We start from the raw sequence: 23,934 nt of genomic DNA, 5'->3' as shown, positions 1-23,934 counted from the left end.
AATGTGGTCACGACGCATCGGCGATCCGGGGAGAGCCAGCGGGTCTGCGGGGCCGGGGCCACCCCGGGACGTCCGGCCTGCCGGGGGTGGTGGCAGGCCTTGCTGGAGTGTCCGCACGAGGCTCGGTCGAGCCCCAGGGTGGGTGGGGAGGAGCTTGATGACGGGGAGGTCCGGTCGCGCATCGGGGACCGAGAGGTGTTCTGACCCTCCCACGCCCTCCGCGTGCTCGTGCTGTCGGCGATGCGTCCGTGCAGCTTACGACGGACGAAAGGGGCGAAGCACGCGGACGCTGCCCTGTGTGCCGCCACAATTCGGCGGAAATGCCGTGCATCGTGGGGGAGCCGTGCAGGATGGCTCGGAAGGATCACCTCCGGATGGTCCGTCGGGAGGGGCACTCATGACCCGCCCGAGCGCTGCGGAGTGGCCCGGTCGGGCCGGTGGTGCGACCGGTGTGACTCGTGCGCCGGATGATGCGCCGGTGGTGCGCCGGGGGCGAGCGTCCGGAGCGCCGCGAGCGGGCCGGAACGCGTCCCGGCCGGGTCACTGATACCCTGGTATCCCGTGGACCGGTGGGATCAAACGCCCCGGACCAGCCGAACCGACGACCCTTCGAGTGCCGTGCACCGCATCGCACTCCCGTCGCGCGAGGCGAGCCGAGAGCTTCCCGCCCACGTCACCTTCGACACGCGACCCACGGGAGCCCCCTCTTGGCACAGCCCCATTCCGGCAAGGCATCGAACGGCCGCGCCGTGACGACCAAGCACCTCTTCGTCACCGGGGGTGTCGCCTCTTCGCTCGGCAAGGGCCTCACCGCCTCCAGCCTGGGCGCCCTGCTCAAGGCCCGCGGACTGCGCGTGACGATGCAGAAGCTCGACCCGTACCTCAACGTGGACCCGGGCACCATGAACCCGTTCCAGCACGGCGAGGTCTTCGTCACCGACGACGGTGCCGAGACCGACCTCGACGTCGGCCACTACGAGCGGTTCCTCGACACCAACCTGCACGGCTCGGCGAACGTCACCACCGGCCAGGTGTACTCGACGGTCATCGCCAAGGAGCGCCGCGGCGAGTACCTGGGCGACACCGTCCAGGTCATCCCGCACATCACCAACGAGATCAAGGCCCGGATCCGCCGGATGGCGACCGAGGACGTCGACGTGGTGATCACCGAGGTCGGCGGCACCGTCGGCGACATCGAGTCGCTGCCCTTCCTGGAGGCCGTCCGCCAGGTCCGCCACGAGGTCGGCCGGGACAACGTGTTCTTCGTGCACGTCTCCCTGCTCCCGTACATCGGCCCCTCGGGCGAGCTGAAGACCAAGCCCACCCAGCACTCGGTGGCCGCGCTGCGCAACATCGGCATCCAGCCGGACGCCATCGTGCTGCGCGCCGACCGCGAGGTCCCGCAGGCCATCAAGCGCAAGATCTCGCTGATGTGCGACGTGGACGAGGAGGCCGTGGTCGCGGCCATCGACGCCAAGTCGATCTACGACATCCCCAAGGTCCTGCACAGCGAGGGCCTGGACGCGTACGTCGTGCGCCGCCTGGACCTCCCGTTCCGTGACGTGGACTGGACCACCTGGGATGACCTGCTGCGCCGCGTCCACGAGCCCCAGCACATCGTCAAGGTCGCGCTGGTCGGCAAGTACATCGACCTGCCGGACGCCTACCTGTCGGTGACCGAGGCGCTGCGCGCCGGCGGCTTCGCCAACAACGCCCGGGTCGAGATCAAGTGGGTCACCTCCGACGACTGCGCCACGCCCGAGGGCGCCCAGGAGCACCTCGGCGACGTGGACGCGATCTGCATCCCCGGCGGCTTCGGCGACCGCGGTGTGGACGGCAAGGTCGCGGCGATCACCTACGCCCGCGAGAACCGGATCCCGTTGTTGGGCCTGTGCCTGGGTCTGCAGTGCGTGGTCATCGAGGCCGCCCGCAACCTGGCCGGCCTGCCCGAGGCCAACTCCACCGAGTTCGACGCGGCCGCCAAGTACCCGGTCATCTCCACCATGGCCGAGCAGCTGGCCATCGTCGACGGCAAGGGCGACCTGGGTGGCACCATGCGCCTGGGCCTCTACCCGGCCAAGCTCGCCGAGGGCTCCATCGTCCGTGAGGTCTACGGCGGCGAGCAGTACGTCGAGGAGCGCCACCGCCACCGCTACGAGGTCAACAACGCGTACCGCGCCGACCTGGAGAAGACCGGCCTGCAGTTCTCCGGCCTCTCCCCGAAGGGCGACCTGGTCGAGTACGTCGAGTACCCGCGCGAGGTGCACCCCTACCTGGTGGCCACCCAGGCCCACCCGGAGCTGAAGTCCCGCCCGACCCGCCCGCACCCGCTGTTCGCGGGCCTCGTCAAGGCGGCCATCGAGATCAAGACGGCCGGCCGGTAGTCAGGACCGACCACCAGTCGTCGACACGTCACCGGACGGCGGCCCCGCGATTCCCGCGGGGCCGCCGTCCGGCGTTAGATTGTGTCGTACTGACGAAAAGGGGAGACCGATGGACGACCAGAGCATCGCCGACGTGGCCGAGGAGTGGGAGGTCCGGGGGACCGGGACGCCGTTCCAGGGCAAGGTCACCGGGGTGCGCTCCGAGGAGGTCCGGATGCCCGACGGCAGCTGGGCCCGCCGCGACTACCAGACCCACCCCGGCTCGGTCGCCGTCCTGGCGCTGGACGACCGGCAGCGGGTCCTCGTCCTGCGCCAGTACCGCCACCCCGTCCGCCAGCGGCTCTGGGAGCTGCCGGCCGGTCTGCTCGACGTCCCCGGCGAGAACCCGCTGCACGCCGCCCAGCGCGAGCTGTACGAGGAGGCGCACTGCAAGGCCGACACCTGGCGGGTGCTGGTCGACTTCTACACCTCGCCCGGCGGCACCGACGAGGCGCTGCGCCTCTTCCTCGCCACCGACCTCACCGAGGCCGACGGCGAGCGCTACGAGGCGCACGGCGAGGAACTGGAGATCGAGACCGCCCGGGTACCGGTCCCCGAGCTGATCCGGCTGATCCACGCGGGCGAACTGCACAACCCCACCCTGATCACCGGCACCCTCGCCCTGCACGCCGCCCTCACCGGCCCCGGCGGGCTGGACGCGCTGCGCCCCGCCGACTCGCCGTGGCCGGCCCGGCCCTTCTCGGCGTGACACCGGACGGGTCGGCGCCCCGCCATTGATCCGCAGGGGTGACTTACCGGTTCGTACGACCGGATGTCACCTCGGCGGAGCCCGACGGTCGAACTACGCTTCGCAGACAGGGCGCCCGTCCCGGGCCGCCTCCGCTGAGCACTGGGTGACGTCGGGAGTGGCACGGGTGGCGAGGAAGACGGCGACGATGGACGCGGGGCCCGGCGTACCCGTCGAGGGCGTTCCCGGGCTGGACCGGCTGCCCGCCGGTCCCACGCTGTTCGTCGGCCGGCGCGCGGAGCTCGCCGCCCTGCGGGCCGCCGCCGCCCGCCCGGCCGAGGGCCGCAGCCGCGTCCTGGTGCTGGCCGGCCGGCCGGGCTCCGGGCGGACGGCGCTGGCCGTCCGGTTCGCCCTCACCGTCGCCGCCGACCACCCCGACGGTGTGCTGTTCGCCCGGCTCTCCGCCCCCGACGGCGGCCGGGTGCCACCTGCCCGGGCCGCCCGCCGGCTGCTGGAGCAGCTCGGCGCGGACACCGCGGGCGTCCCGCTGCCCGGCGCCGTCGAGGACGGCCGGGACGAACCGGTCTGCGTCGCGCTGCGGGAGGCGCTGGCCGGGCGGAAGGTCCTGCTGGTGCTGGACGACGTCCGGGACGCCGGACAGCTCTGGCCGCTGCTCGCGGACGAGCCGGGCTGTCTCGTCCTCGCCACCACCGCCGGGCCGCTCACCGGCATCGAGGACATCGACCCGGTCATCCTCGGCGGGCTCGACCGGCAGGCCTCGGGCGAGCTGCTCGGCGACCTGGTCGGCGGGACCCGGATCAGCTGTGACCCGGTCGGCGGTGCCGATCTCGCGGAGGCCTGCGCCTCCCGGCCGGCCGCGCTGCGGCTGATGGCCGGATGGCTGCGCGGCAACCCGGAACTGGCGGTCACCGATGCCGCGCAGGAGCTGGCGCGGGCGGTACGGGAGGCCGACGCGAGGCCGCCGGGCGGCGGGAAGCCGACCGGCGGTGCGAAGCCCCCGGAGGCGAGTGGGGGGAAGCCGGCGGGGGCGGCGGACGCGCCAGGGGTGAAGGGCGCGCTGAACGGGGGCACGGGGGCCGCCGGAGCGGCCGGGGCGGACGGGCGTGCCCCGCGCGGGGCCGAGGACGTTCCGGGGGCCGGGAAGGGCGGTAAGCCGCCGGCGGGCGCCGGCCGGGGCCCGAAGCGGGGTGAGCGGCGCGGCGGGAACCGGGTCGAGAAGCAGGTTTCGGAGCAGGCACCGGAGCAGGCGCCGGGGCAGGTGCTGGGGCAGGGCCAGGGCGGGGCCGGGGGAGGGAAGCCGGGCGCCGCCGGGACGGCTGTGGGCCCGGCCGCCGGCTCGGCGGGCGCGGCAGCGGCCGTCCTGTCGTCGGCCGCCGTGCCGGTGACCGATCCCGCCGCCTGGGTGAAGCCGGCGCCCGAGCCGGCCGAGCCCGTTCCGGTGCCCGACAACGATCCGCTGATCGGTGCGTTCACCCTGCAGTACGACACGCTGCCGGCCGCCCAGGCGCGGATGCTGCGGGCGCTCACCCTCGCCCCGGGGCAGACCGCCGATCCGCGGACCGCCTCGGCACTGGTCGGCTGCCCGGCGTCGGAGGCCGCCACCACGCTGGCCGCGCTCGCCGAGCGGGAGCTGCTCGGCGAGGAGCCGGCCGCCGCCGACGGTACCCCCCGCTACCGGGTGCCCGGACGGCTCTACCCCCGGCTGGTCCGGCTGCGCGAGCGCGAGGACCGGCCCGCCGAGCTCGAACTGGCCCGGGCCCGGCTGCTGGAGCGGCTGGTCCGGCTCACCGAAGCCGCCCGCGCGCTGCTCGACCCGGCCGGCGGCCCCGGCCCGGACCCGCTGCCGGGACCGCTCCGGCTGCGCTCCGCCGCCGAGGCCCGGCAGTGGCTGCTCGGCGAGCGCGACGTCCTGCTCGGCGCGGTCGCCGACGCGATCGGCCAGGGCGATCTGGACGGCTCGGCCGGCCGGCTGGTCACCGCCCTGCTCCGGGCGCTGCCGCTGACGGGGGCCGCCGCCCCCGCCGACCTCTACCAGCTGCACGAGCAGGTGCTGACCGTGGCCGAGCGGCACGGCAAGCCACGCCGGGCCGCCGCCGCGCTGCTCAATCTGGGCGATCTCCAGGCCGCGGCCGGCCGTTGCGAGCAGGCCGCCGCGCACTACCGGGCGGCCCTGGAGCATGCCCGGTCCGCCGATGACGAGGCACTGTGCGCCCGCGCCCTGGAGGGCGCGGCCGGCTGTTACCGGGCGCTCGGCGAGGCGGTCCGCGCCGCCGACTGGTACGGGCGGGCGCTCGCCCTGCGGCAGTCGATGGGCGACCACGCCGCCGAGGCCCGGCTGCTCGCGCGGGTGGCCGAGGCGCACGCCGCGCAGCGCCGGTTCGAGGAGGCCGAGCGGGAGTACCGGGCGTCCCTGTCGGTGCTGCGGCGCCTGGGTGACGAGCGCGGGCTGGCTGTCGTCGGCGCCGCCCTCGCGGAGCTGCGGGAACGCCTCGACGGCGGGTGGTAGGGGGAGGTTCCGGAGTATTGTCGGAGATGCCTGGTTGGCATTGCTTTGGCGGGAAGATCGCTGGGGAAGCCTACGAACCTGCCAATGTGTCCGGCAGATTTATTCACTTTGGAAGGCTGACACGCCGCCTGGGCTTCATTACACTCGAACTCAGTCGCGCAGCGATCCATGCCCCGGTGTCGTCCGGAGGCTTCCCCACGTGCGCGTCGCCCGCCGGTCTTCTCCGGTAGGGACCCCCATGGCAAGAGGACGTGTTTAGCCGTGAAGGTCGGCATCCCCCGCGAGGTCAAGAACCACGAGTACCGCGTGGCCATCACGCCCGCCGGCGTGCATGAGCTCGTCCGCAACGGACACGAGGTCTACATCGAGGACAACGCCGGTGTCGGCTCCTCGATCCCCAACGAGGAGTACGTGGCCGCCGGCGCCACCATCCTCCCCACCGCCGACGAGGTGTGGGCCACCGCCGACCTGCTGCTGAAGGTCAAGGAGCCCATCGCCCAGGAGTACCACCGTCTGCGCAAGGGCCAGACCCTCTTCACGTACCTGCACCTGGCGGCCGACCGCGCCGGCACCGACGCGCTGGTCGCGTCCGGCACCACCGCGATCGCGTACGAGACCGTGCAGCTCGCCAACGGCGCCCTGCCGCTGCTCGCGCCGATGTCCGAGGTCGCGGGTCGGCTGGCCCCGCAGGTCGGCTCGTACCACCTGATGCGCCCGGCCGGCGGCCGCGGCGTGCTGCCCGGCGGCGTGCCCGGCACCCACCCGGCCAAGGCCGTCGTCATCGGCGGTGGCGTCTCCGGCTGGCACGCGGCCACCATCGCCATCGGCATGGGTTACGAGGTGACCCTGCTCGACCGCGACATCAACAAGCTGCGCGAGGCCGACAAGGTCTTCGGCACCAAGATCAAGGCCATCGCCTCCAACGCCTTCGAGCTGGAGAAGGCCGTCCTGGAGGCCGACCTGGTGATCGGCGCCGTGCTGATCCCGGGCGCCAAGGCCCCGAAGCTCGTCACCAACGAGCTGGTCTCCCGCATGAAGCCGGGCTCCGTGCTCGTCGACATCGCCATCGACCAGGGCGGCTGCTTCGAGGACTCGCACGCGACCACGCACGCCGAGCCGACCTTCCAGGTCCACAACTCGGTCTTCTACTGCGTGGCCAACATGCCGGGCGCCGTCCCGAACACCTCCACCTACGCGCTGACCAACGCCACGCTGCCCTACATCGTGGAGCTGGCCAACCGTGGCTGGAAGGACGCGCTGCGTCGCGACCCGGCGCTCGCCAAGGGCCTGAACGTGCACGAGGGTCAGATCACCTTCGGCGCCGTCGCCGAGGCCTTCGGCCTGGAGTCCGTCTCCCTGGAGAGCGTGCTCGCCTGACCTCGCCCTTTCCGGTCCGGGACGGTCCGCGCCAGGCCGGCGCAGGCCACCCGGACCAGGGGGCTGCCCCCGACGGGACGGCCCGTAGGCCCCCGACCCTCTTTCTCCGCCCGTCGACGGGCGGAGAAAGAGGGTCGGGGGCTTCGCCATGCCCGTGAACGGGCGGTGACATGGGCAGGTCGCTCTGTCGTCAATTTCTGTGGGTCGCGTCACCCGACCGCAGAAACGTTAGGGTCAAGGGCCCCCGCATCCCTTGACAGAGGGTTGCCCGATAGTCGACACATCCTGCCCACTACCGTGGATTGTGTTGCTGCGAACGCCTTGAACGGCCTAGAGTCGCAAACCGTCGGCATGCTGCCACGCTGACGAATCGACATAGAGTCCTGGATGCCCAAGGAGGTAAGACGACTTGTGAATGAGTCGACATTTGCTCCCGGGGGTGGTCAGCCAGGACTGGCGGAGCACACCGCCGTCCAGCCGAGTGAGGAGTCCGGGGCCCGGCAGGCCACCGTCGGCTCGGCCGAGGTCGGCTCGGTCGCACTCCGCACGTTCGAAGCACGCCAGCACACAGCACAGGTGACCACGGTGACCGACTACGACGTCGACCTGCCGGCCCACGGCCTGGCCTACGGCGAGTTCGCCTACGGCGCCTACGACGACCCGGACGCCGAGTACGAGCCGGACCCGGAGTACGCCGCCACGCTGGCTCCCGACGCCGCACGCCAGCGCCGCGAGCGGGTCGGCCCGACCGGCCGTCCGCTGCCGTACTTCCCGATCCCCGCGCCGGTGGCCGAGCACGGCCCCGCGCAGATCATCGCGATGTGCAACCAGAAGGGCGGCGTCGGCAAGACCACGTCGACCATCAACCTGGGCGCGGCCCTGGCCGAGTACGGCCGCCGAGTGCTGCTCGTGGACTTCGACCCGCAGGGCGCGCTCTCGGTGGGCCTCGGGGTCAACCCGATGGAGCTCGACGTCACCGTCTACAACCTGCTCATGGAGCGGGGCCTGACGGCCGATGAGGTGCTGCTGAAGACCGCGGTGCCGGGCATGGACCTGCTGCCCTCCAACATCGACCTCTCCGCCGCCGAGGTGCAGCTGGTCAGCGAGGTGGCCCGGGAGTCCGCGCTGGCGCGCGCCCTGAAGCCGCTGCTGCCCGACTACGACTTCGTCATCATCGACTGCCAGCCCTCGCTGGGCCTGCTGACGGTCAATGCCCTGACGGCGGCTCACAGCGTCATCGTCCCGTTGGAGTGCGAGTTCTTCGCGCTGCGCGGCGTCGCGCTGCTCACCGAGACGATCGAGAAGGTCTGCGAGCGGCTCAACCCCGAGCTGCGCCTGGACGGCATCCTGGCCACCATGTACGACTCGCGCACCGTGCACAGCCGCGAGGTGCTGGCCCGGGTCGTCGAGGCGTTCGGCGAACACGTCTTCCACACCGTCATCGGGCGGACCGTGCGGTTCCCGGAGACCACCGTCGCCGGCGAGCCGATCACGACCTATGCCACCAACTCGGTCGGTGCCGCCGCCTACCGCCAGCTCGCCAGGGAGGTGCTCGACCGGTGCCGCCCCGCCGAGTGAGTCTCCCGGGTGCCGACGAGCTGTTCCGGACCACCGGCGGGATGGCGCTGTCGCCGTCCCTCGCGCCGCGTCCGGCCGCCGAGGCGCCCAGACCGGAGACCGCGCGGACCGTCAACGGCGCCGGCCCCGGAGCGGACGGCGCCGAGGGTGTCGACGACGGCTCGTCGGGCGGCGCGACCGGGGGTGCCGGGACCGCCGGCGAGGCCGGTCGGCCGCGCGAGCACCAGCCGGCGTCCGGCTCGGTGCCCGCCCCCGCGCAGCCGGGTGGGGCCCAGGGCATCGGGCAGAACGGTGCTACGGGCAGTACGGCCGGCGGTGCGGCGGGTGTCGCTCAGGCCGGGAAGGCCGTGCAGGGCGGTCGGAGCGCCGCGCCGGCGCCGCGCCAGCACGCGGGTGCCACCGAGGAGCAGGCGGGTGCCACAGGGCGCCCCAGGCCGCGCGGCCGGGCTCCGCGCCGCCCCACCGGGCGGGAGCGGCACGACGAGAAGATCACCGTGTACGTGTCCGCCGAAGAGCTGATGGACCTCGAACACACCCGACTGGTGCTCCGCGGCGAGCACGGTCTGGCGGTGGACCGCGGCCGGATCGTCCGGGAGGCCATCGCGGTGGTGCTGGCCGATCTGGAGCAACGCGGCGAGGCGAGCATCCTGGTGCGGCGGCTGCGCGGGCGCTGAGGCCGGTGATCGGTCGGCTCTTCGGGGTCGGCTCTCCGGTGGGGGGTTTCGGGCGAGGGCTTTCCGGTGGGCTCTGTCCGGCGGGCTCCGTCCGGTGGGGGCTTTCCGATGGGGGCTTTCCGATGGGGCGGCTGTCCTGGGGGCGCCGGGTGGCGATCCGGGTACGGGCGCCGGTGCCGATACGGGTGGCAGTGCCGGTCCGGGGCGATGCGTGCGGCGTGTCGGCGGCCCCGGCGCGGGGAGGACGGCGGCGCCGGGGCGAAGATGGACCGTCATGCCGAGCACCTCCGAATCGCCCGCCGTCGAGGCCACTGAGGCCGCTGAGACCGCTGGGACTGCCGAGACCACTGGGATCGCTGCGGCTGTTGGGGCTGCTGAACCGGTCGAGGCCGACGATCAGTCGCGTGGCGGCTTCCGGGTACGGCTGGAGAACTTCGAAGGCCCCTTCGACCTGCTGCTGAGCCTGATCGCCAAGCACAAGCTGGACGTCACCGAGGTGGCGCTGGCCACGGTCACCGACGATTTCATGGCGCACATCCGGTCCATGGGCCCGGACTGGGACCTGGACGCCGCCACCGAGTTCCTGGTGGTCGCCGCGACGCTCCTCGATCTCAAGGCCGCCCGGCTGCTGCCGGCCGCCGAGGTGGAGGACGAGGAGGACCTCGCCCTGCTGGAGGCGCGCGACCTGCTCTTCGCCCGGTTGTTGCAGTACCGCGCCTACAAGCGGGCGGCGGCCCTGTTCGGCGACCGCTGGGCCGCCGAACTGCTCCGGCACCCCCGGACGGTCGGCCTGGAGCCCCAGCACGCGCGGCTGCTCCCCGAGGTCGTGATCAGCATCGGCACGGAGCGGTTCGCGCAGCTGGCGGCGAAGGCGATGACACCCAGGCCCGAGCCGGTCGTCTACGTCGACCACATCCACACCCCGCCGGTCAGCGTGCGGGAACAGGCCGGGCTGGTGGTCGGGCTGCTCACCGGGCTGGGCGAGGCGTCCTTCCAGCAACTGGTCGCCGACGCCCCGGACACCTTGGTCGTGGTCGCCCGCTTCCTGGCCCTGCTGGAGCTGTACCGGGAGCGGGTGCTCGCCTTCGAGCAGCCCGAGGCGCTGGGCGAGCTGCTGGTGCGCTGGGTGGCCGAGGAGGACCGCGGCACGGTTGAAGTGACGGACGAATTCGACCGGCCGGCGGGTGAGCAGAAGCCGGCCGGGGAGCAGAGGCCGACCGGTGAGCGGAAGGAGGAGCGATGACCTCTGGGGCGAATACCGGAGAGCGGCCGGTGCGGCGTCCGCTCGGCGTGCCGGGGCAGCCGAGGGCGGAGGAGTGGCTGGAGCCGGCACCCGGGGTGGTGGCGGCGGAGCCGGCGCTCGACGCGGTCGATGTCGCGGTCGATGTTGATCTCGCGGTCGATGTGGATGTCGATGTCGCGGTCGATGTTGATCTCGCGGTCGATGTGGATGTCGATGTCGCGGGCGGTGAGGAGACGGCGCTCGATACGGCGGCCTTCGACGTGGCGGCCGGGGAGGCTGCGACCGGCGAGGTGGCGGTGACCGACTCCGTCCCAGGGGTGTCCGAGATGCTGGTCGTGCGCCAGAAGACGGCTCCGTCGACTTCTGGCGCGGGAGAGAGCGAGCGGGCGGCGGTCGGACCGGCGGCGGACGGGCTCGGGCTGAAGGCCGAGCTGGAGGCGATCCTGATGGTCGTCGACGAACCCGCCCGCGAGGCCCACCTGGCGTCCGTCCTGGCGCGACCGCGGGAGGAGGTGGCGTCGGCGCTGCGTGAGCTGTCCGCCGAGTACACCGTGCAGGGGCGCGGTTTCGACCTGCGACTGGTGGCCGGAGGGTGGCGGTTCTACAGCCGGGCCGAGTGCGCGCCGGCCGTCGACCGCTTCGTCCTGGACGGCCAGCAGGCCCGGCTGACCCAGGCCGCGCTGGAGACTCTGGCGGTCGTCGCCTACCGGCAGCCGGTGTCCAGATCACGGGTCTCGGCCGTCCGTGGTGTGAACTGTGACGGCGTGATGCGTACCCTGGTACAGCGAGGACTGGTGGAAGAGGCCGGATCCGAGCCCGAAACAGGTGCGATCCTGTATCGGACGACGAACTACTTCCTGGAACGGATGGGGCTCCGCGGCCTGGACGAGCTGCCGGAGCTTGCTCCCTTCCTGCCCGAGGTCGACGACGTGGAAGCGGAGTCCCTGGAGGGCACGATGATCGCGGAGGCGGTCGCCGCCGCTGCCGCGCAGGCTGCGAACGGCAGTGGCGAGGCCGATCGGCCTTCGCTCGATCGGTAGGGGGGCGGTGAGGTCGGCCGAAACGACCGCACATCCCAGACGGAACGACGTACGGACACTTTGATGCGTAGCAGTGGCAACGGCAGGAACAGCAGTGGCGGCGGCAGCGGTCGCGGCGGACAGGGCGGGGGCCGGGGCGGCGGCTCCTACGGAGGCGGCGCGGGCCGTAGCGGCTCGGGCGCTTCGAGTGGGGGCTCGTCGAGTGGCGGCTCCTACGGCGGCGGTTCGCGTGGCGGTTCGTCGGGTGGCGGCTCCTACGGTGGCGGCTCGGGTTCTTCGCGGGGCGGGTCCGGCTCGTACGGCTCCGGCTCGCGCGGGGGCTCGTCGGGTGGCGGCTCGTACGGTGGCGGTTCGCGTGGCGGTTCGTCGGGCGGCGGCTCCTACGGTGGCGGCTCGGGTTCTTCGCGGGGCGGGTCCGGCTCGTACGGCTCCGGCTCGCGCGGCGGCTCGTCGGGCGGCGGCTCGTACGGCGGCGGCTCGTACGGCGGCGGCTCCAGTTCGTCGCGGGGCGGCTCCGGCTCGTACGGGCGGGACGACCGGCGGGATGACCGCCGGGACGACCGGCGCGACGACCGCCGGTTCCCCGACCGCCCGCTGCGGCCCGAGGAGCGGCGCTACGACCGCCCCGAGTTCGGCGGCGGTCCCAACGCCACTCCCGCGCGCGGTGGCTTCACCGGGCGCCGGCCCAACCCGGCCCCGCGGCCGCGCCGTGAGGGCCAGGGCGCCCCGGGCGACCCGCGGCGCCAGCCGCAGCGCTCGCGCGAGCTGCAGGCCAAGATCGAGGACGCCGTTCTCGCCCGGCACGACAAGCCGGCCGTGAAGCTGTCGAACACCGGTAGCGAGGAGGGCGAGCGCCTGCAGAAGGTGCTGGCCCGGGCCGGCATCGGCAGCCGTCGGGCCTGCGAGGAGCTGATCGAGCAGGGCCGGGTCGAGGTCAACGGCAAGCGCGTGACCGAGCAGGGCAAGCGGGTCGACCCGGAGAAGGACGAGATCAAGGTGGACGGCCTGACCGTCGCCACCCAGTCCTACCTGTTCTTCGCGCTGAACAAGCCGGCCGGCGTGGTCTCCACGATGGAGGACCCGGACGGCCGCCAGTGCCTCGGCGACTACGTGACCAACCGGGAGACCAGGCTCTTCCACGTCGGTCGCCTGGACACCGAGACCGAGGGCATCATCCTGCTCACCAACCACGGCGAGCTGGCCCACCGCCTCACCCACCCGCGGTACGGCGTGACCAAGACCTACCTGGCCGCGATCCAGGGCCCGATCCCGCGGGACCTGGGCAAGCAGCTGGCCAAGGGCATCGAGCTGGAGGACGGCTTCGCCCGGGCCGACAGCTTCAAGGTCATCTCCAACGTCGGCAAGAACTACATGGTCGAGGTGACCCTGCACGAGGGTCGCAAGCACATCGTCCGCCGGATGCTGTCCGAGGCCGGTTTCCCGGTCGAGAAGCTGGTGCGCACGCACTTCGGTCCGATCGCGCTGGGTGACCAGAAGTCCGGCTGGCTGCGCCGCCTGACCAACCCCGAGGTCGGTCAGCTGATGCGTGAGGTCGGCCTGTAGGAATCTGTGGACCGGTCGGTAGAGAAGCGCTCTGTAGACCGGTCGACATATTCTCGGCGCTTTCTATAGACCGGTCTGCATAATCTGCGCCGGCGCTCCGGCTCCGGGGTCGTCTGTAGACCGGTCTGCATATTCGCAGTGTTCAGGAGGGCCTCACCGCCGATCGGCGGTGAGGCCCTCCTGCCGTTCGGCGGGTCCCTGTTGTGAGCCAGGACGCATCGCCTGGTCATCGCCTTGTCAGCGTCATGATCCGTGGCCGAAGATTGCCACCTGACCACGACCCGCCGGGTGGCGGGACTGCGCCACCCGGGGCGCGGGCGGTAGTCGAGACGGGGAGCGGCGTCGTGTCCGATGCACCACTCAGCGCACTGGGACTGGCCGCGCCGGACGGGCGGGTCTATGCCGCGCTGGTGGCCAACCCGCAGTCCACGGCGGAGGACCTCGCGGTCTGCTGCGGCCTGACGCTCCAGCAGAGCGTTCGCGCACTGGACCGGCTGGCACAGCAGGGCATGGCGACCCGGGCGCCGGTGGACCGGCACCGCTTCCTTCCGGTCGCTCCCGATGTCGCGATAGGCACGTTGATCGGCCATCGCGAGTCCGAGCTGCGGCACGCCAGGGCGGAGATGCACCGCCTGATGGACGCCTTCCGGGAGGCCTCGCGCTACACCGACCCGGCGCACTCGGTCGAGGTGCTGACCGGCGGGGAGGCGATCGCCCAGCGGCTGGAGCACATCACCGAGACCAGCCAGTACCAGGTCCGCGGCTTCGACTGCCCCCCTTACATCCAGGACCCGGTGGCCAACATCCCGCTGCAGCGGCAGCGGATGCGGGAAGGGCTGCGGTTCCGGACCATCTACGACCGGGAGGCGGTCGCCTGGCCGGGGCGGTTGGAGAAGAACATCCTGGTCGGTGTCGCGGACGGCGAGGAGGCGCGGGTTCGGCCGGTGCTGCCGATGAAGATGATCATGTCGGACGACCGGATGGCGATCATCCCGATCAGCGTCGGCGACAGCGTCCTCGACGCGGCCTACGTGATCCACCCGTCGGCGCTGCTCCAGGCCCTGGACACGCTGTTCGAGGCGGAGTGGGAGCGGGCGGTCCAGCTCCAGTCCGCGATCGGCGCCGCCGAGGGCGCGCTGGAGCCGGAGGCCGACCACCGCAAGCTGCTCGGCCTGCTGGCGGCCGGCCTCACCGACGAGTCGATCGCCCGCTCGCTCGGCTGGAGCGCGCGGACCACCCAGCGCCGACTGCAGAGCCTGATGCGGGAGCTGGGCGCCACCACCCGCTTCCAGGCCGGCATGGCGGCCCGGGAACGGGGCTGGCTGTAGCGGGCGGTTGCGGCCTGGCTGCGGGGCGGCCCGGCGGAGGCGGTGGTGCGGCGGAGGCGGTGGTGCGGCCCGGTGGCGGCGGGGCGGGCGGCCGTGGCAAGGGCCGGACCGGCTCAGCTCCAGGGGGTGAGGCTCGCCCAGCGGCCGTCCGGTCCGCGCTCGACCTTCTCCAGGCCGACCACGGCGGACCGGTTCAGCCGCCCGTAGATGTGCGGGAACAGCACACCGGGGGTGGCCCCGGGCGGCGGTGCGCCGTGCGGGGCCTCCCACTTCACCATCGGTTCCACCAATGACTCCTCGATCAGCAGCACCATCAGCGGACCGGGGGTGTCGGCGAAGAAGGCGTTGGCCACCGCGAGCGCCGTCTGCTCGTCCGCCGAGCAGTGGATGAACCCGTCGGTGAGCAGCGAGGCGGTGGCGTACGGCCGGCCGGGGTCGGCCAGCCAGTCGTCCAGGGGGGCGAGGTGCAGGATCATGTTCCTGTTGTACCTGAACGGTCGTCACGGCGAGGGTCCGGCCGACCGGGCACGGGCGGTGGTGTCACAGGCCGGCCACCTTCGCGGAGGCGGAGATCTCGTACACCAGCGTCACCGTGCGGCGCGCGCCCGGGCCGAGCGGCAGGTTCCAGCGGACGATGCCCTCGGTGTCGAAGGCGTCCGGGGTCGGGGAGCACTCCTCTTTGCGCAGCCGCACCTCCACCGCCGACACCTCGGAGACCGGTACCCGCTCGCGCACGGTGACCAGCTGTTCGTCCCGCTCCTCCGGGCCCGAGAAGCGGGAGATGTGCAGCCGAACCGTCCGGGTGGTCACCGAGCGCTGGGCGAGTCCGGCGCTGCCCTGCCGCTCCTCGGTCTCACGGACCACCCGGTAGCCGTCCGAGCTGCCGAACGCCAGCTCGGCCTCGGCGCCCGCCGCCGTGAACGGCAGCTCGCCCCGGCCGGTGAAGCCGCTGCCCCGGATCAGTTCCACCGGGCCGGCGAGCAGCGCGTGCCCGGCCGCGTTGCGGAACCGGACCACCTGGGTCACCAGCGGTGACAGTTCCGGGGCGCACGCGTACTCGCCGGTGGCGGGTGCGGTGAACGAGCCCAGCGGCACCCGGTGCGCCCGGCCGTCCGAGGGCACGGTGGCCGGGGCGGGGGCCCGCAGCACCCGGACCTCGCCGCCGTCGTCCACGCCCGGCACCGCCTCGGACGGGCCGAGCGTGCTGATCGCCTCCTCGCGCAGCTCCACCTCGACCGTGCGCCGCTCCTCGGCGCTGCGTTCGCGCAGCGCGAGCACGTCCTCGCTGATCGCGGGCGGAGCGGTGGCCAGCGCGGAGCGGGCGGTCGAGAGGGTGAGCCGGGCCCCCGTCCAGTCCTCGCCGGTGCGCTGCCAGACCACCGCCTCGGACTCCAGGCGCAGCGTTCCGTCGGCGAGGGTGGCCCGGTAGGACGGTCGCCAGACGGCGCACGGCACCAGATGGCTGACGGTCAGCCGGGCGGGGCCGGCGGCCGCCGCCTCGACGGTGAGATCGAGGTGGGCGACCAGTTCGGCCGGCTCCTCCTCTGCCTGGTCGAGCGCGGTCCGGGCCTGTGAGCGCTCGACCTCCAGCTCGCGCAGCCGGGAGTGGACGGCCCGCAGCTGCTCGCCGTACCGCTCGCGTTCGGCGTCCACCCGGTCCAGCTCGCGCGTCCAGCGGGCCCGTTCGACCTCGCCGACGCCGGCGCCCTCGCCGACCTCGCGGAGCAGGTCGGCGGAGAGCTGGGCGAGCAGCGCCAGCCGGGCCTCCAGACGGTGGCGCAGCTGCTCCTCGCGGCGGGCCCGCTGGTCGAGCTCGTGGACGCGGTGGCGCAGCGCGGAGTCGTCCGGACCGGGCGGCAGCGGGGCACGCGGGGTCCAGGCACGCACGATGCGGGCGTCCAGGACGCGGACCCCGGCGGATGCGGTCGCTCCGGGTGCCGTGGCCGCCCCGGCGAGGGCGGTGGCTTCGGCGCGCAGGGTCCGGTCGACGGCGAGCGCGGTGATCGGGCCGAGCCGCAGCCGCTGGACGCCGGTGGCGAGCTCGACGGCGACGGTGCGCTCGATCTGGCTGCGGTCCTCCAGACAGGTGACGGCGGTGACCGGGAGGGGGATGGTGTCGCTGCTCATCGTTCAGTTCCTCCGGTTTCCGCCGACGATGGCCTTTCCGGCCGGGATCTTGATCTGGTACCCGCCGTCGAGCTCCGCCCGTCCGCCCGGTGGCAGTTCGACCCGCCAGAGCCGACTGCTCGGCGGGCACTCCGGGGAGGGGACGGCGGGCGCGTGCCAGTCGGCCCGCTCCTCGATCCGGATCTCCGTATCCGAGGTGACCGGCACGCGCTCGCGGACCTCCACGGTGACGGCGTGCCCGAGCCGGTTCACCAGCTCGACGTGCACCCGGTGGTCGAGCACGGTGCTGGTGTTCAGCATGCCCGTGGTGGACTCGTGCAGCTCGGTGCGGCGCGCGACCTCGACGCTCTCGGTGACACCGATGCCGAGCCGGCGTGTACCGCCCGGGGCGAGGGTGGGCAGGGCGGCGGTGAGCAGGAACTCGTCGTCGACCGTGACCTCGACCGGGCCGGCCAGCACCGCCTGGGCCGTCCGATTGGCCAGCACCAGGGTGCCGTACACCTTCTCCTCGACGGAGGGGACGGTGACGTACTCGGGGTGGACGGTGACCGGGATCTCACCGATCGTGACGGTGTGCCAGGTGCCGTCGGACGGGATGTCGGCGGGGGCGGCCGCGTCGAAGCGGTGGTCGAAGGAGCCGGCCGAGGCGCGCGGCGGCACGGCGTGGCGGGGGAGCGGGAGGCCGGTCAGGGCGACGCCGGTGGCGCCGGTGGCCGACGCCGGCTGGGTCGGGGCCGGCGGGTGCAGGGTGCCTCGCCGTGCGGCGGGCTCGTCGGGCCCGGCCAGCACGAGCGAGGGGTAGTCGAGGAGCGTGGCGTCCGGGGCCGGGGGAGCCGGAGGAGCGGGCGGGGCCGCGGCTCCCCCGTACTCGGCAGCGAACGCGACCTGGGTCGACTCGATGGCGCCGTGCGCGGCGCGGCTCCGGCGGGCGGGCGGCGCCGGGGCCGCAGCCGCGGCCGGCGGAGGCAGCGGGCCACCGGGCTGCGGGGGCGGCCCGCCGTAGCCGGCGAAACCGAGCGGCTCGTCGGCGGACCGGGCGCCACCTGGGCGGCCGCTGCTCGGCCGGGGTGCACCCGGCGCGGCGGGTGCGGCGGGTGGGGCCGGGTGGGCGGGGCGGGGGCGAACTGCGGCCGTGACGGGGACCGGGCCGTGTCGCCGGGGCTCGGGGCGGGGGCCCACCGCGTCGTAGCCGGTGAAGAGGTCGCCCAGCCCGGCGGGGGGCTCACGCCAGCCGGAGGGCGGCGGGGCGGGCTGGCTGCGGCCGATCCGCAGCGAGCGCAGCTTGGGCAGGTCGGTGCGCCGGTCCAGGTCGGCGGTGGAGAGCGCGAGACGGACGCCGGTCCAGTCCTCGCCGGTCCGCTGGGCGACGGAGGCGCGCAGGACGAGCTGGCCGGTGTCCGAGCCCTGCTGGTAGGAGAGCCGGTAGGCGGGCACCCAGCGGGCGGCCGGGACGCCGTACTCGACCTCGATGTCGACCTCGGTGTCGGTGTCGGGAGCGGTGTCGGTGGCCGGGGCGGCGGTGTCGGGGGTGGTGAGGGTGAGCAGGACGGTCGCCGAGGTCTCCACCGGCCGGGTCGGTCCGGCGGTGGACGCACGCTCCACCAGATCGGTCAGCGTCGCGGTCGCGTGCTCGGCCCGTTCGAGCTCCTCGGTCAGCTCCTCGACGCGGAGTTGGAGCCGGGTGAGCCGCTCGTCGAGGAACTCGGCCAGCTCCAGCCAGGCATCGGCGGGCGTGCGGCGGAGTGGTTCGTCCTTGCGGCGCGCCGGCGGAACGGCTCGCAGCGCGGACGTCTCGGCGATGGCGTCGAAGGCCAGGCGCTGCCGCTCGCGGACGGCGGACTCGTGTTCCCGGGCATCCTTCAACCGGCTCAAGAGCTCGGGGAGTTCGTCAGGGGCCCGGAGCTCCGCGACGGGTTCGAGGCGGGCCTCGGTCACGGCGGTGCCGGGTGGGCCGGAGAGCACCCGGGCCCGCAGCGACCGCCCGTCGAGCACCTGCGACAGTCCGGTCAGCCGAAGCCGTCCGCCGGGCGGCAGGGCCACCCGGGCCCGGCGGCGGCAGACCGCGCCGGCGGCGTAGACCACGACCGAGTCGAGCACCGACGGGTGGGCCGGTACCGCCGTTCCGTCGGACCGCTTCCCGTTCTCTGCCCTGTGCTGATCGTCCACCCGGCCTACCCCTTCGTTCGCGCCGCTCGCGCTGGTCGCGTGCTGCCGCCCCCTGGGCGGCCAGTCTGCCTCGCAACGGAGCGGACGTCCTCGGATTTCGCCCCTGCGCGCGCGGCGTGCAGCGGCATGTGCGCGCGAGCGTGTGCGTGTGTGCATGTGTGTGCTTGCGGGGCTGTGTGCTGTGAGTGCGTTGCCTGGTCTCGCGTGAGAGGGGACGGAACCGGCGGCCGGGTGGTTGCGGCCGGCGGGGGTGGACCATGGCCGCGGGGGCGGTGGGGATGCGAGAGGATGGGCGGGCACGTCCAGGTCAGCCCCGTGAGGAGAGCCACCCCGCCATGCGCACTGCCGCCGTCGTCGGTACCGGACTCATCGGCACCTCCGCCGCGCTCGCCCTGACCGGGCGCGGGCTGACCGTTCACCTGGAGGACGCCGACCCGGACGCGGCCCGCACGGCCGCCTCGCTCGGCGCCGGCACGATCGAGCCCGCCGACGGTCCGGTCGACCTGGCGATCATCGCGGTGCCGCCCGCGCTGGTCGGCAAGGTGCTCGCCGACTGTCAGCGGCGCGGCCTGGCGCGCTGGTACACCGACGTGGCCAGCGTCAAGGACGGGCCGCGTGCCGAGGTGGCGGCGTTGGGCTGCGACACCGTCCACTACATCGGCAGCCACCCGATGGCCGGCCGCGAGCGTTCGGGCCCGCTGGCCGCGCGCGCCGACCTGTTCGAGGGCCGGCCCTGGGTGCTCACCCCCACCGCCGACACCGACACCGAGACGCTCAACGCCGTCCTGGAGCTGGTCGCCCTCTGCGGCGCGATGCCCATCGTGATGGACGCCGCCGCGCACGACCGCGCCGTGGCACTGGTCTCGCATGCCCCGCAGCTGCTCTCCTCGCTGGTCGCGGCCCGGCTGGAGAAGGCCGACGAGACGGCGATAAGGCTCTCCGGCCAGGGCGTCCGGGACGTCACCAGGATCGCCGCCTCCAATCCGGGGATGTGGGTGGACATCCTCTCCGCCAACGCCGGTGCGGTCGCCGACATCCTGGAGGAGGTCGCCGTCGACCTCGGCGAGACCGTCACCGCCCTGCGTGCGCTGCAGGCCACCGAGGAGGGTGAGCGCCGCGCGGGGGCGGCCGGGATCGAGACCGTGATGCGCCGGGGCAATGCCGGCCAGGCGCGGATTCCCGGCAAGCACGGCGCGCCGCCCACCCGGTACGAGACGGTGGCGGTCGTGCTCGGCGACCAGCCCGGCGAGCTGGGCCGGCTCTTCGGCGAGGTCGGCGCGGCAGGGGTCAACATCGAGGACGTCGACATCGAGCACTCGACCGGGCAGCAGGTGGGCTTCGTCCAGCTGTCGGTCGCGCCGGCGGCGGTGGCGCCGCTGACGGTGGCGTTGCGGGCGAGTGGGTGGAGCGTCCGGGACTGAGCGCCGGGCCGGGATCAAGTTCCGGGTGCGGGTGCGGGTGCTGATCTGGGGCGGTGATCCGGGCGGCTGAGGGGACGGGTCTGCCGGGGCCTGCTCGTCGAGGAGCCGCCCGACCGGTGCGCGGACCGGTCGGCGGCAGCCCGGTGGGCGCGCGGACCGGGCTCTGGCGCCGGTCCATTAACCTTGAGGGAGACATCCCCCGGTTTCACGCCGAACGGCTCGCGCCGTTCAGGATTCAGGTTTCGGGTTCAGGCCCAGAGAGAGGTTCGCCCCGTGGACACTGCCGACCGAGCGCACGCCCCGGTCGTCGTCGCCATCGACGGACCCTCCGGCTCCGGCAAGTCGACCGTCTCCCGGGCGGTCGCCACCCGGCTGGGGCTGAGCTTCCTGGACACCGGCGCGATGTACCGGGCGCTCACCTGGTGGATGCTGGCCAACGACGTGGACGTCGACGACCCCGAGGCCGTGACCGTCGCCTGCGGCAAGCCGGTGATCCTCTCCGGCACCGACGCGGCCGGTCCGACCATCACGGTGGACGGGCGGGACGTGTCCGGTCCGATCCGGGGTCCCGAGGTGACCGCGCAGGTCAGCGCCGTCGCCGCGGTGCCGGCCGTGCGGACGCGTCTGGTGGAGCTGCAGCGCGGCTGCGCCGAGGTCGCCGAGCGCGGCATCGTCGCCGAGGGCCGGGACATGGGCAGCGTGGTGTTCCCGGACGCCGCCGTCAAGATCTTCCTGACCGCCTCGGAGACGGCCCGGGCCGAGCGGCGGGCGGCCGAGCTGCGCGCCAAGGGCGTCGACGAGGCCACCATCGCCGAGATGGCCGCCGACCTGGCTCGCCGGGACAAGGCCGACTCCTCGCGCGAGACCGCTCCGCTGACCCAGGCCGCCGACGCCGTCCTGGTGGACACCAGCGAGCTCACCCTGGAGCAGGTGATCGGCACGATCACCGCGCTGGTGGAGGAGCGGGCCGGCCTGCCGGCCGTCTGATCCGCCGCGCGTCGTCCGGGGCCCGAAACCCCGGGGCCGGTCGGCCCGCCGTCGGTGGCTCGTCGTCCCGGGCTCACCGCCCGGGGCTCATCGTTCCGGGCTCACCGCCCGGGACTCACCGTCCGTGACCTTCACCGGTCGCGGTTTGCTGTTCGGGAGCGCCCGCGGGGCGTCACCCTGTAGTACTCGCGCTGCCCCGACCGGGGCAGGTACGCACGGCACGCCCCTGGGAAGGGCCGCGCCGGGAAACGGAAAACACGAACATGACCGCAGAGCACTCCGCCACCGGCCACGGTGAGCTGGACGCCGCCGAGTACGCCGAGTTCATGGCGCTCGCCGCCGAGGAGGGGTTCGACCCCGAGGACATCGACGGGCTCGGGGGCGCCGACCACGTGCCGCTGCCCGTGCTGGCCGTCGTCGGCCGCCCGAATGTCGGCAAGTCGACCCTGGTGAACCGCATCATCGGCCGCCGTGAGGCCGTCGTCGAGGACAAGCCGGGCGTCACCCGCGACCGGGTCAGCTACGAGGCCACCTGGAACGGCCGCCGCTTCAAGGTCGTGGACACCGGCGGTTGGGAGGTCGACGTCCTCGGCATCGACGCCATGGTGGCGGCGCAGGCCGAGCTGGGCATCGAGACCGCCGACGCGGTCCTGTTCGTGGTCGACGCCACCGTCGGCGCCACCGACACGGACGAGGCCCTGATCAAGATCATTCGCCGGGCCGGCAAGCCGACCGTGCTCTGCGCGAACAAGGTCGACGGCCAGTCCACCGAGGCGGAGGCCGCCTACCTGTGGTCGCTCGGCCTCGGCGAGCCCTTCCCCGTCTCCGCACTGCACGGCCGCGGCTCCGGTGACCTGCTCGACGCCGTCATGAACGCCCTGCCCGAAGCTCCGCCGCAGACCTTCGGCGTCGCCACCGGCGGCCCGCGCCGCGTCGCGCTGATCGGTCGACCCAACGTCGGCAAGTCCAGTCTGCTCAACAAGGTCGCCGGCGAGGAGCGGGTGGTCGTCAACGAGCTGGCCGGCACCACCCGTGACCCGGTCGACGAGATGATCGAACTCGGCGGCAAGACCTGGAAGTTCGTCGACACCGCCGGTATCCGCCGCCGCGTCCACCTGACCGCCGGCGCGGACTTCTACGCCTCGCTGCGCACCTCCGCCGCGCTGGAGAAGGCCGAGGTCGCGGTCGTTCTGATCGACGCCAGCGAGACGCTGACCGAGCAGGACACCCGGATCATCTCGATGGCCGTCGAGGCCGGGCGCGCCGTCGTCGTCGCCTACAACAAGTGGGACCAGCTGGACGAGGAGCGACGCTACTACCTGGAGCGCGAGATCGAGCGCGATCTCGTCCAGGTGCAGTGGGCGCCCCGGGTCAACGTCTCGGCGAAGACCGGCCGGCACATGGAGCGGCTCGTCCCGGCGATCGAGACCGCCCTGGCGGGGTGGGAGACCCGCATCCCGACCGCGCGTCTGAACGCCTTCCTCGGTGAGCTGGTCGCGGCGCACCCGCACCCGATCCGCGGTGGCAAGCAGCCGCGCATTCTGTTCGGCACCCAGGCGGGCGCTCGCCCGCCGCGTTTCGTGCTGTTCGCCTCGGGCTTCCTGGAGGCCGGGTACCGCCGGTTCGTCGAGCGCCGGCTGCGCGAGGAGTTCGGCTTCGTCGGGACGCCGATCTCGATCTCGGTGCGCGTGCGGGAGAAGCGCAAGCGCAAGTAGGGCGCTGCTGCGGCCGGCTGACAGCCGGCCGCAGTCGGTCGTGTTCGGCCCTGTCCGGCGGCGTCCGGCCGCCTCCGGTTCGAGGGGAGGGTCCCGCCGCTTCGGTGATGCCGACGATGAAGGTGACTGACCGAATGCGGTGAGTGACGCCGTTCTCCGAGACCCATTCGCGGAGAACGGAGTTCTGTCGTTGTGGGGGTGCGGGGCCCGGGTCCGCTCCCACCCCGCAGCACTTCGCCCCACCGGATGAACTCCGGCGGGGCGAAGCGCTCAGGCGCCCGAATGCGCCAACGGCATCACTCCGGTGGCGGGGCCCTCCTGCGGGGCGGGTCCTTCTGCGGGGCGGCGCGGGGGCGTGCGGGTGCGGTCAGCGCTGGTCGCTGCTGCGGCCCGGGGGGAGCGAGAGCAGGTTGCGGTGGCGCCCGCCGGTGGCCGGGCCGGCGGTGGAACCGGCACCGGTGCCCATCACCGGAGCCGGCGCCGGAGCGGGCATCGGGTGCGGGACGGGGCCCAGATAGCCGGCCGCCACCCAGCCCTGACCGTTGGTGAACTGGCCTGTGGGCTGGGCGGGCTGGGCGGACTGGGCGGGCTGGGCGGCCGGCCCGGCGTGGCCGAGGCCGTTGCTGGTGGGGGCGGCGGGAGTGTGGTGGGTGCCGTGCGTGCCGGTCGGGTGCGTGCCCGTGGGGTGGCCGGCGTGAGCGGTCTGATGACCGGTGTGCCCCGGACCTGCGTGCCCCCCGCCGCTCTGCTGGCTCGGCATGAACTGGGGGATGCCGGAAGCCTGGCCCGCGTACGTCTGGAACGCCTGCTGCTGCGGCGGGTACGGGCGCGGCTCGGCGAGTACCGGATCGCCGTCCCGGACGGCGAAGCCGGTGAACTTCAGGTTCTCCTCGCCCGAGCGATCGCCGGGCAGCGCGCGGAACAGCCGCCGGTACTCGGAGTACAGCTCGTCGTAGATCGGCGTGGCCGAGTGCGGGTGCTCAGCGTCGTACGACGGGCGCATGCCCGGGATCACGCGGGGGACGGTGGTGGACCGGCGGTGGGATGCGGAGACGTCGTAGCTGTACACATAGGGGC

Annotated in this window: 17 protein-coding genes; 13 read left to right on the top strand and 4 right to left on the bottom strand. The window is 73.6% G+C overall.

Translation table 11 applies throughout. The features are described 5' to 3' along the window. Positions 1-707: 707 nt before the first annotated feature. From AB0J08_RS03845 to AB0J08_RS03800, 10 genes are all read left to right on the top strand, one after another. On the top strand, positions 708-2,384 hold the full coding sequence (locus AB0J08_RS03845; protein ID WP_360626342.1) for a CTP synthase: 1,677 nt from the start codon (positions 708-710) through the stop codon (positions 2,382-2,384). Between the two features lie 109 nt (positions 2,385-2,493). Further along, positions 2,494-3,132: an NUDIX hydrolase gene (locus AB0J08_RS03840; protein ID WP_360626339.1), complete on the top strand. Its 639-nt coding sequence runs from the start codon at positions 2,494-2,496 to the stop codon at positions 3,130-3,132. A 166-nt stretch (positions 3,133-3,298) separates the two neighbouring features. After that, a complete protein-coding gene (locus tag AB0J08_RS03835) occupies positions 3,299-5,638 on the top strand; it encodes a tetratricopeptide repeat protein (protein ID WP_360626336.1) in 2,340 nt (779 codons plus the stop codon). Between the two features lie 261 nt (positions 5,639-5,899). Continuing rightward, entirely contained in the window at positions 5,900-7,015 is a 1,116-nt protein-coding gene (gene ald, locus AB0J08_RS03830; RefSeq protein WP_360626333.1) for an alanine dehydrogenase, read from the top strand. A 411-nt stretch (positions 7,016-7,426) separates the two neighbouring features. Further along, positions 7,427-8,593, top strand: a complete 1,167-nt coding sequence (locus AB0J08_RS03825) for a ParA family protein (RefSeq protein WP_360626330.1) — start codon at positions 7,427-7,429, stop codon at positions 8,591-8,593. Beyond that, entirely contained in the window at positions 8,590-9,267 is a 678-nt protein-coding gene (locus tag AB0J08_RS03820) for a hypothetical protein (RefSeq protein ID WP_360626327.1), read from the top strand. Before AB0J08_RS03825 ends, AB0J08_RS03820 begins: the two co-directional genes overlap by 4 nt. A gap of 274 nt (positions 9,268-9,541) precedes the next feature. Further along, the gene (locus AB0J08_RS03815; protein WP_360626324.1) at positions 9,542-10,510 is read left to right on the top strand and encodes a segregation/condensation protein A; all 969 of its coding nucleotides are present in this window, start codon (positions 9,542-9,544) and stop codon (positions 10,508-10,510) included. Between the two features lie 326 nt (positions 10,511-10,836). Further along, a complete protein-coding gene (scpB, locus tag AB0J08_RS03810) occupies positions 10,837-11,550 on the top strand; it encodes an SMC-Scp complex subunit ScpB (RefSeq protein WP_360626397.1) in 714 nt (237 codons plus the stop codon). A gap of 63 nt (positions 11,551-11,613) precedes the next feature. Further along, on the top strand, positions 11,614-13,113 hold the full coding sequence (locus AB0J08_RS03805) for a pseudouridine synthase (RefSeq protein WP_360626321.1): 1,500 nt from the start codon (positions 11,614-11,616) through the stop codon (positions 13,111-13,113). A 344-nt stretch (positions 13,114-13,457) separates the two neighbouring features. Next, positions 13,458-14,441, top strand: coding sequence for a helix-turn-helix domain-containing protein (locus AB0J08_RS03800; RefSeq protein WP_360626318.1), 984 nt, complete (start codon positions 13,458-13,460; stop codon positions 14,439-14,441). A 113-nt stretch (positions 14,442-14,554) separates the two neighbouring features. On the opposite strand, the gene AB0J08_RS03795 is transcribed toward AB0J08_RS03800, so the two are convergent. From AB0J08_RS03795 to AB0J08_RS03785, 3 genes are all read right to left on the bottom strand, one after another. Next, positions 14,555-14,917 (bottom strand): DUF952 domain-containing protein, encoded by a 363-nt coding sequence (locus AB0J08_RS03795; RefSeq protein WP_360626315.1) that lies wholly within the window; start codon positions 14,915-14,917, stop codon positions 14,555-14,557. A 64-nt stretch (positions 14,918-14,981) separates the two neighbouring features. After that, positions 14,982-16,568: a mucoidy inhibitor MuiA family protein gene (locus tag AB0J08_RS03790; RefSeq protein ID WP_360626312.1), complete on the bottom strand. Its 1,587-nt coding sequence runs from the start codon at positions 16,566-16,568 to the stop codon at positions 14,982-14,984. Positions 16,569-16,571: 3 nt separating this feature from the next. Beyond that, the gene (locus tag AB0J08_RS03785) at positions 16,572-18,734 is read right to left on the bottom strand and encodes a DUF4139 domain-containing protein (protein ID WP_360626309.1); all 2,163 of its coding nucleotides are present in this window, start codon (positions 18,732-18,734) and stop codon (positions 16,572-16,574) included. Between the two features lie 335 nt (positions 18,735-19,069). On the opposite strand from AB0J08_RS03785, the gene AB0J08_RS03780 reads away from it, so the two are divergent. The 3 genes from AB0J08_RS03780 (at position 19,070) to der (ending at position 22,857) form a co-directional block, all read left to right on the top strand. Beyond that, positions 19,070-20,155, top strand: coding sequence for a prephenate dehydrogenase (locus tag AB0J08_RS03780; RefSeq protein ID WP_360626306.1), 1,086 nt, complete (start codon positions 19,070-19,072; stop codon positions 20,153-20,155). Between the two features lie 273 nt (positions 20,156-20,428). Then, the gene (gene cmk / locus AB0J08_RS03775; RefSeq protein ID WP_360626303.1) at positions 20,429-21,142 is read left to right on the top strand and encodes a (d)CMP kinase; all 714 of its coding nucleotides are present in this window, start codon (positions 20,429-20,431) and stop codon (positions 21,140-21,142) included. 263 nt (positions 21,143-21,405) lie between these two features. Continuing rightward, positions 21,406-22,857, top strand: coding sequence for a ribosome biogenesis GTPase Der (gene der / locus AB0J08_RS03770; protein ID WP_360626300.1), 1,452 nt, complete (start codon positions 21,406-21,408; stop codon positions 22,855-22,857). A gap of 367 nt (positions 22,858-23,224) precedes the next feature. Here der and AB0J08_RS03765 read toward each other — a convergent pair whose 3' ends face one another. Next, positions 23,225-23,926, bottom strand: coding sequence for a hypothetical protein (locus AB0J08_RS03765; protein ID WP_360626297.1), 702 nt, complete (start codon positions 23,924-23,926; stop codon positions 23,225-23,227). Positions 23,927-23,934: the final 8 nt, after the last annotated feature.

This window comes from Kitasatospora sp. NPDC050463 (genome assembly GCF_040655255.1).
Lineage (GTDB): Bacteria > Actinomycetota > Actinomycetes > Streptomycetales > Streptomycetaceae > Kitasatospora.
This window is presented reverse-complemented; position numbering and strand designations above follow the sequence as displayed.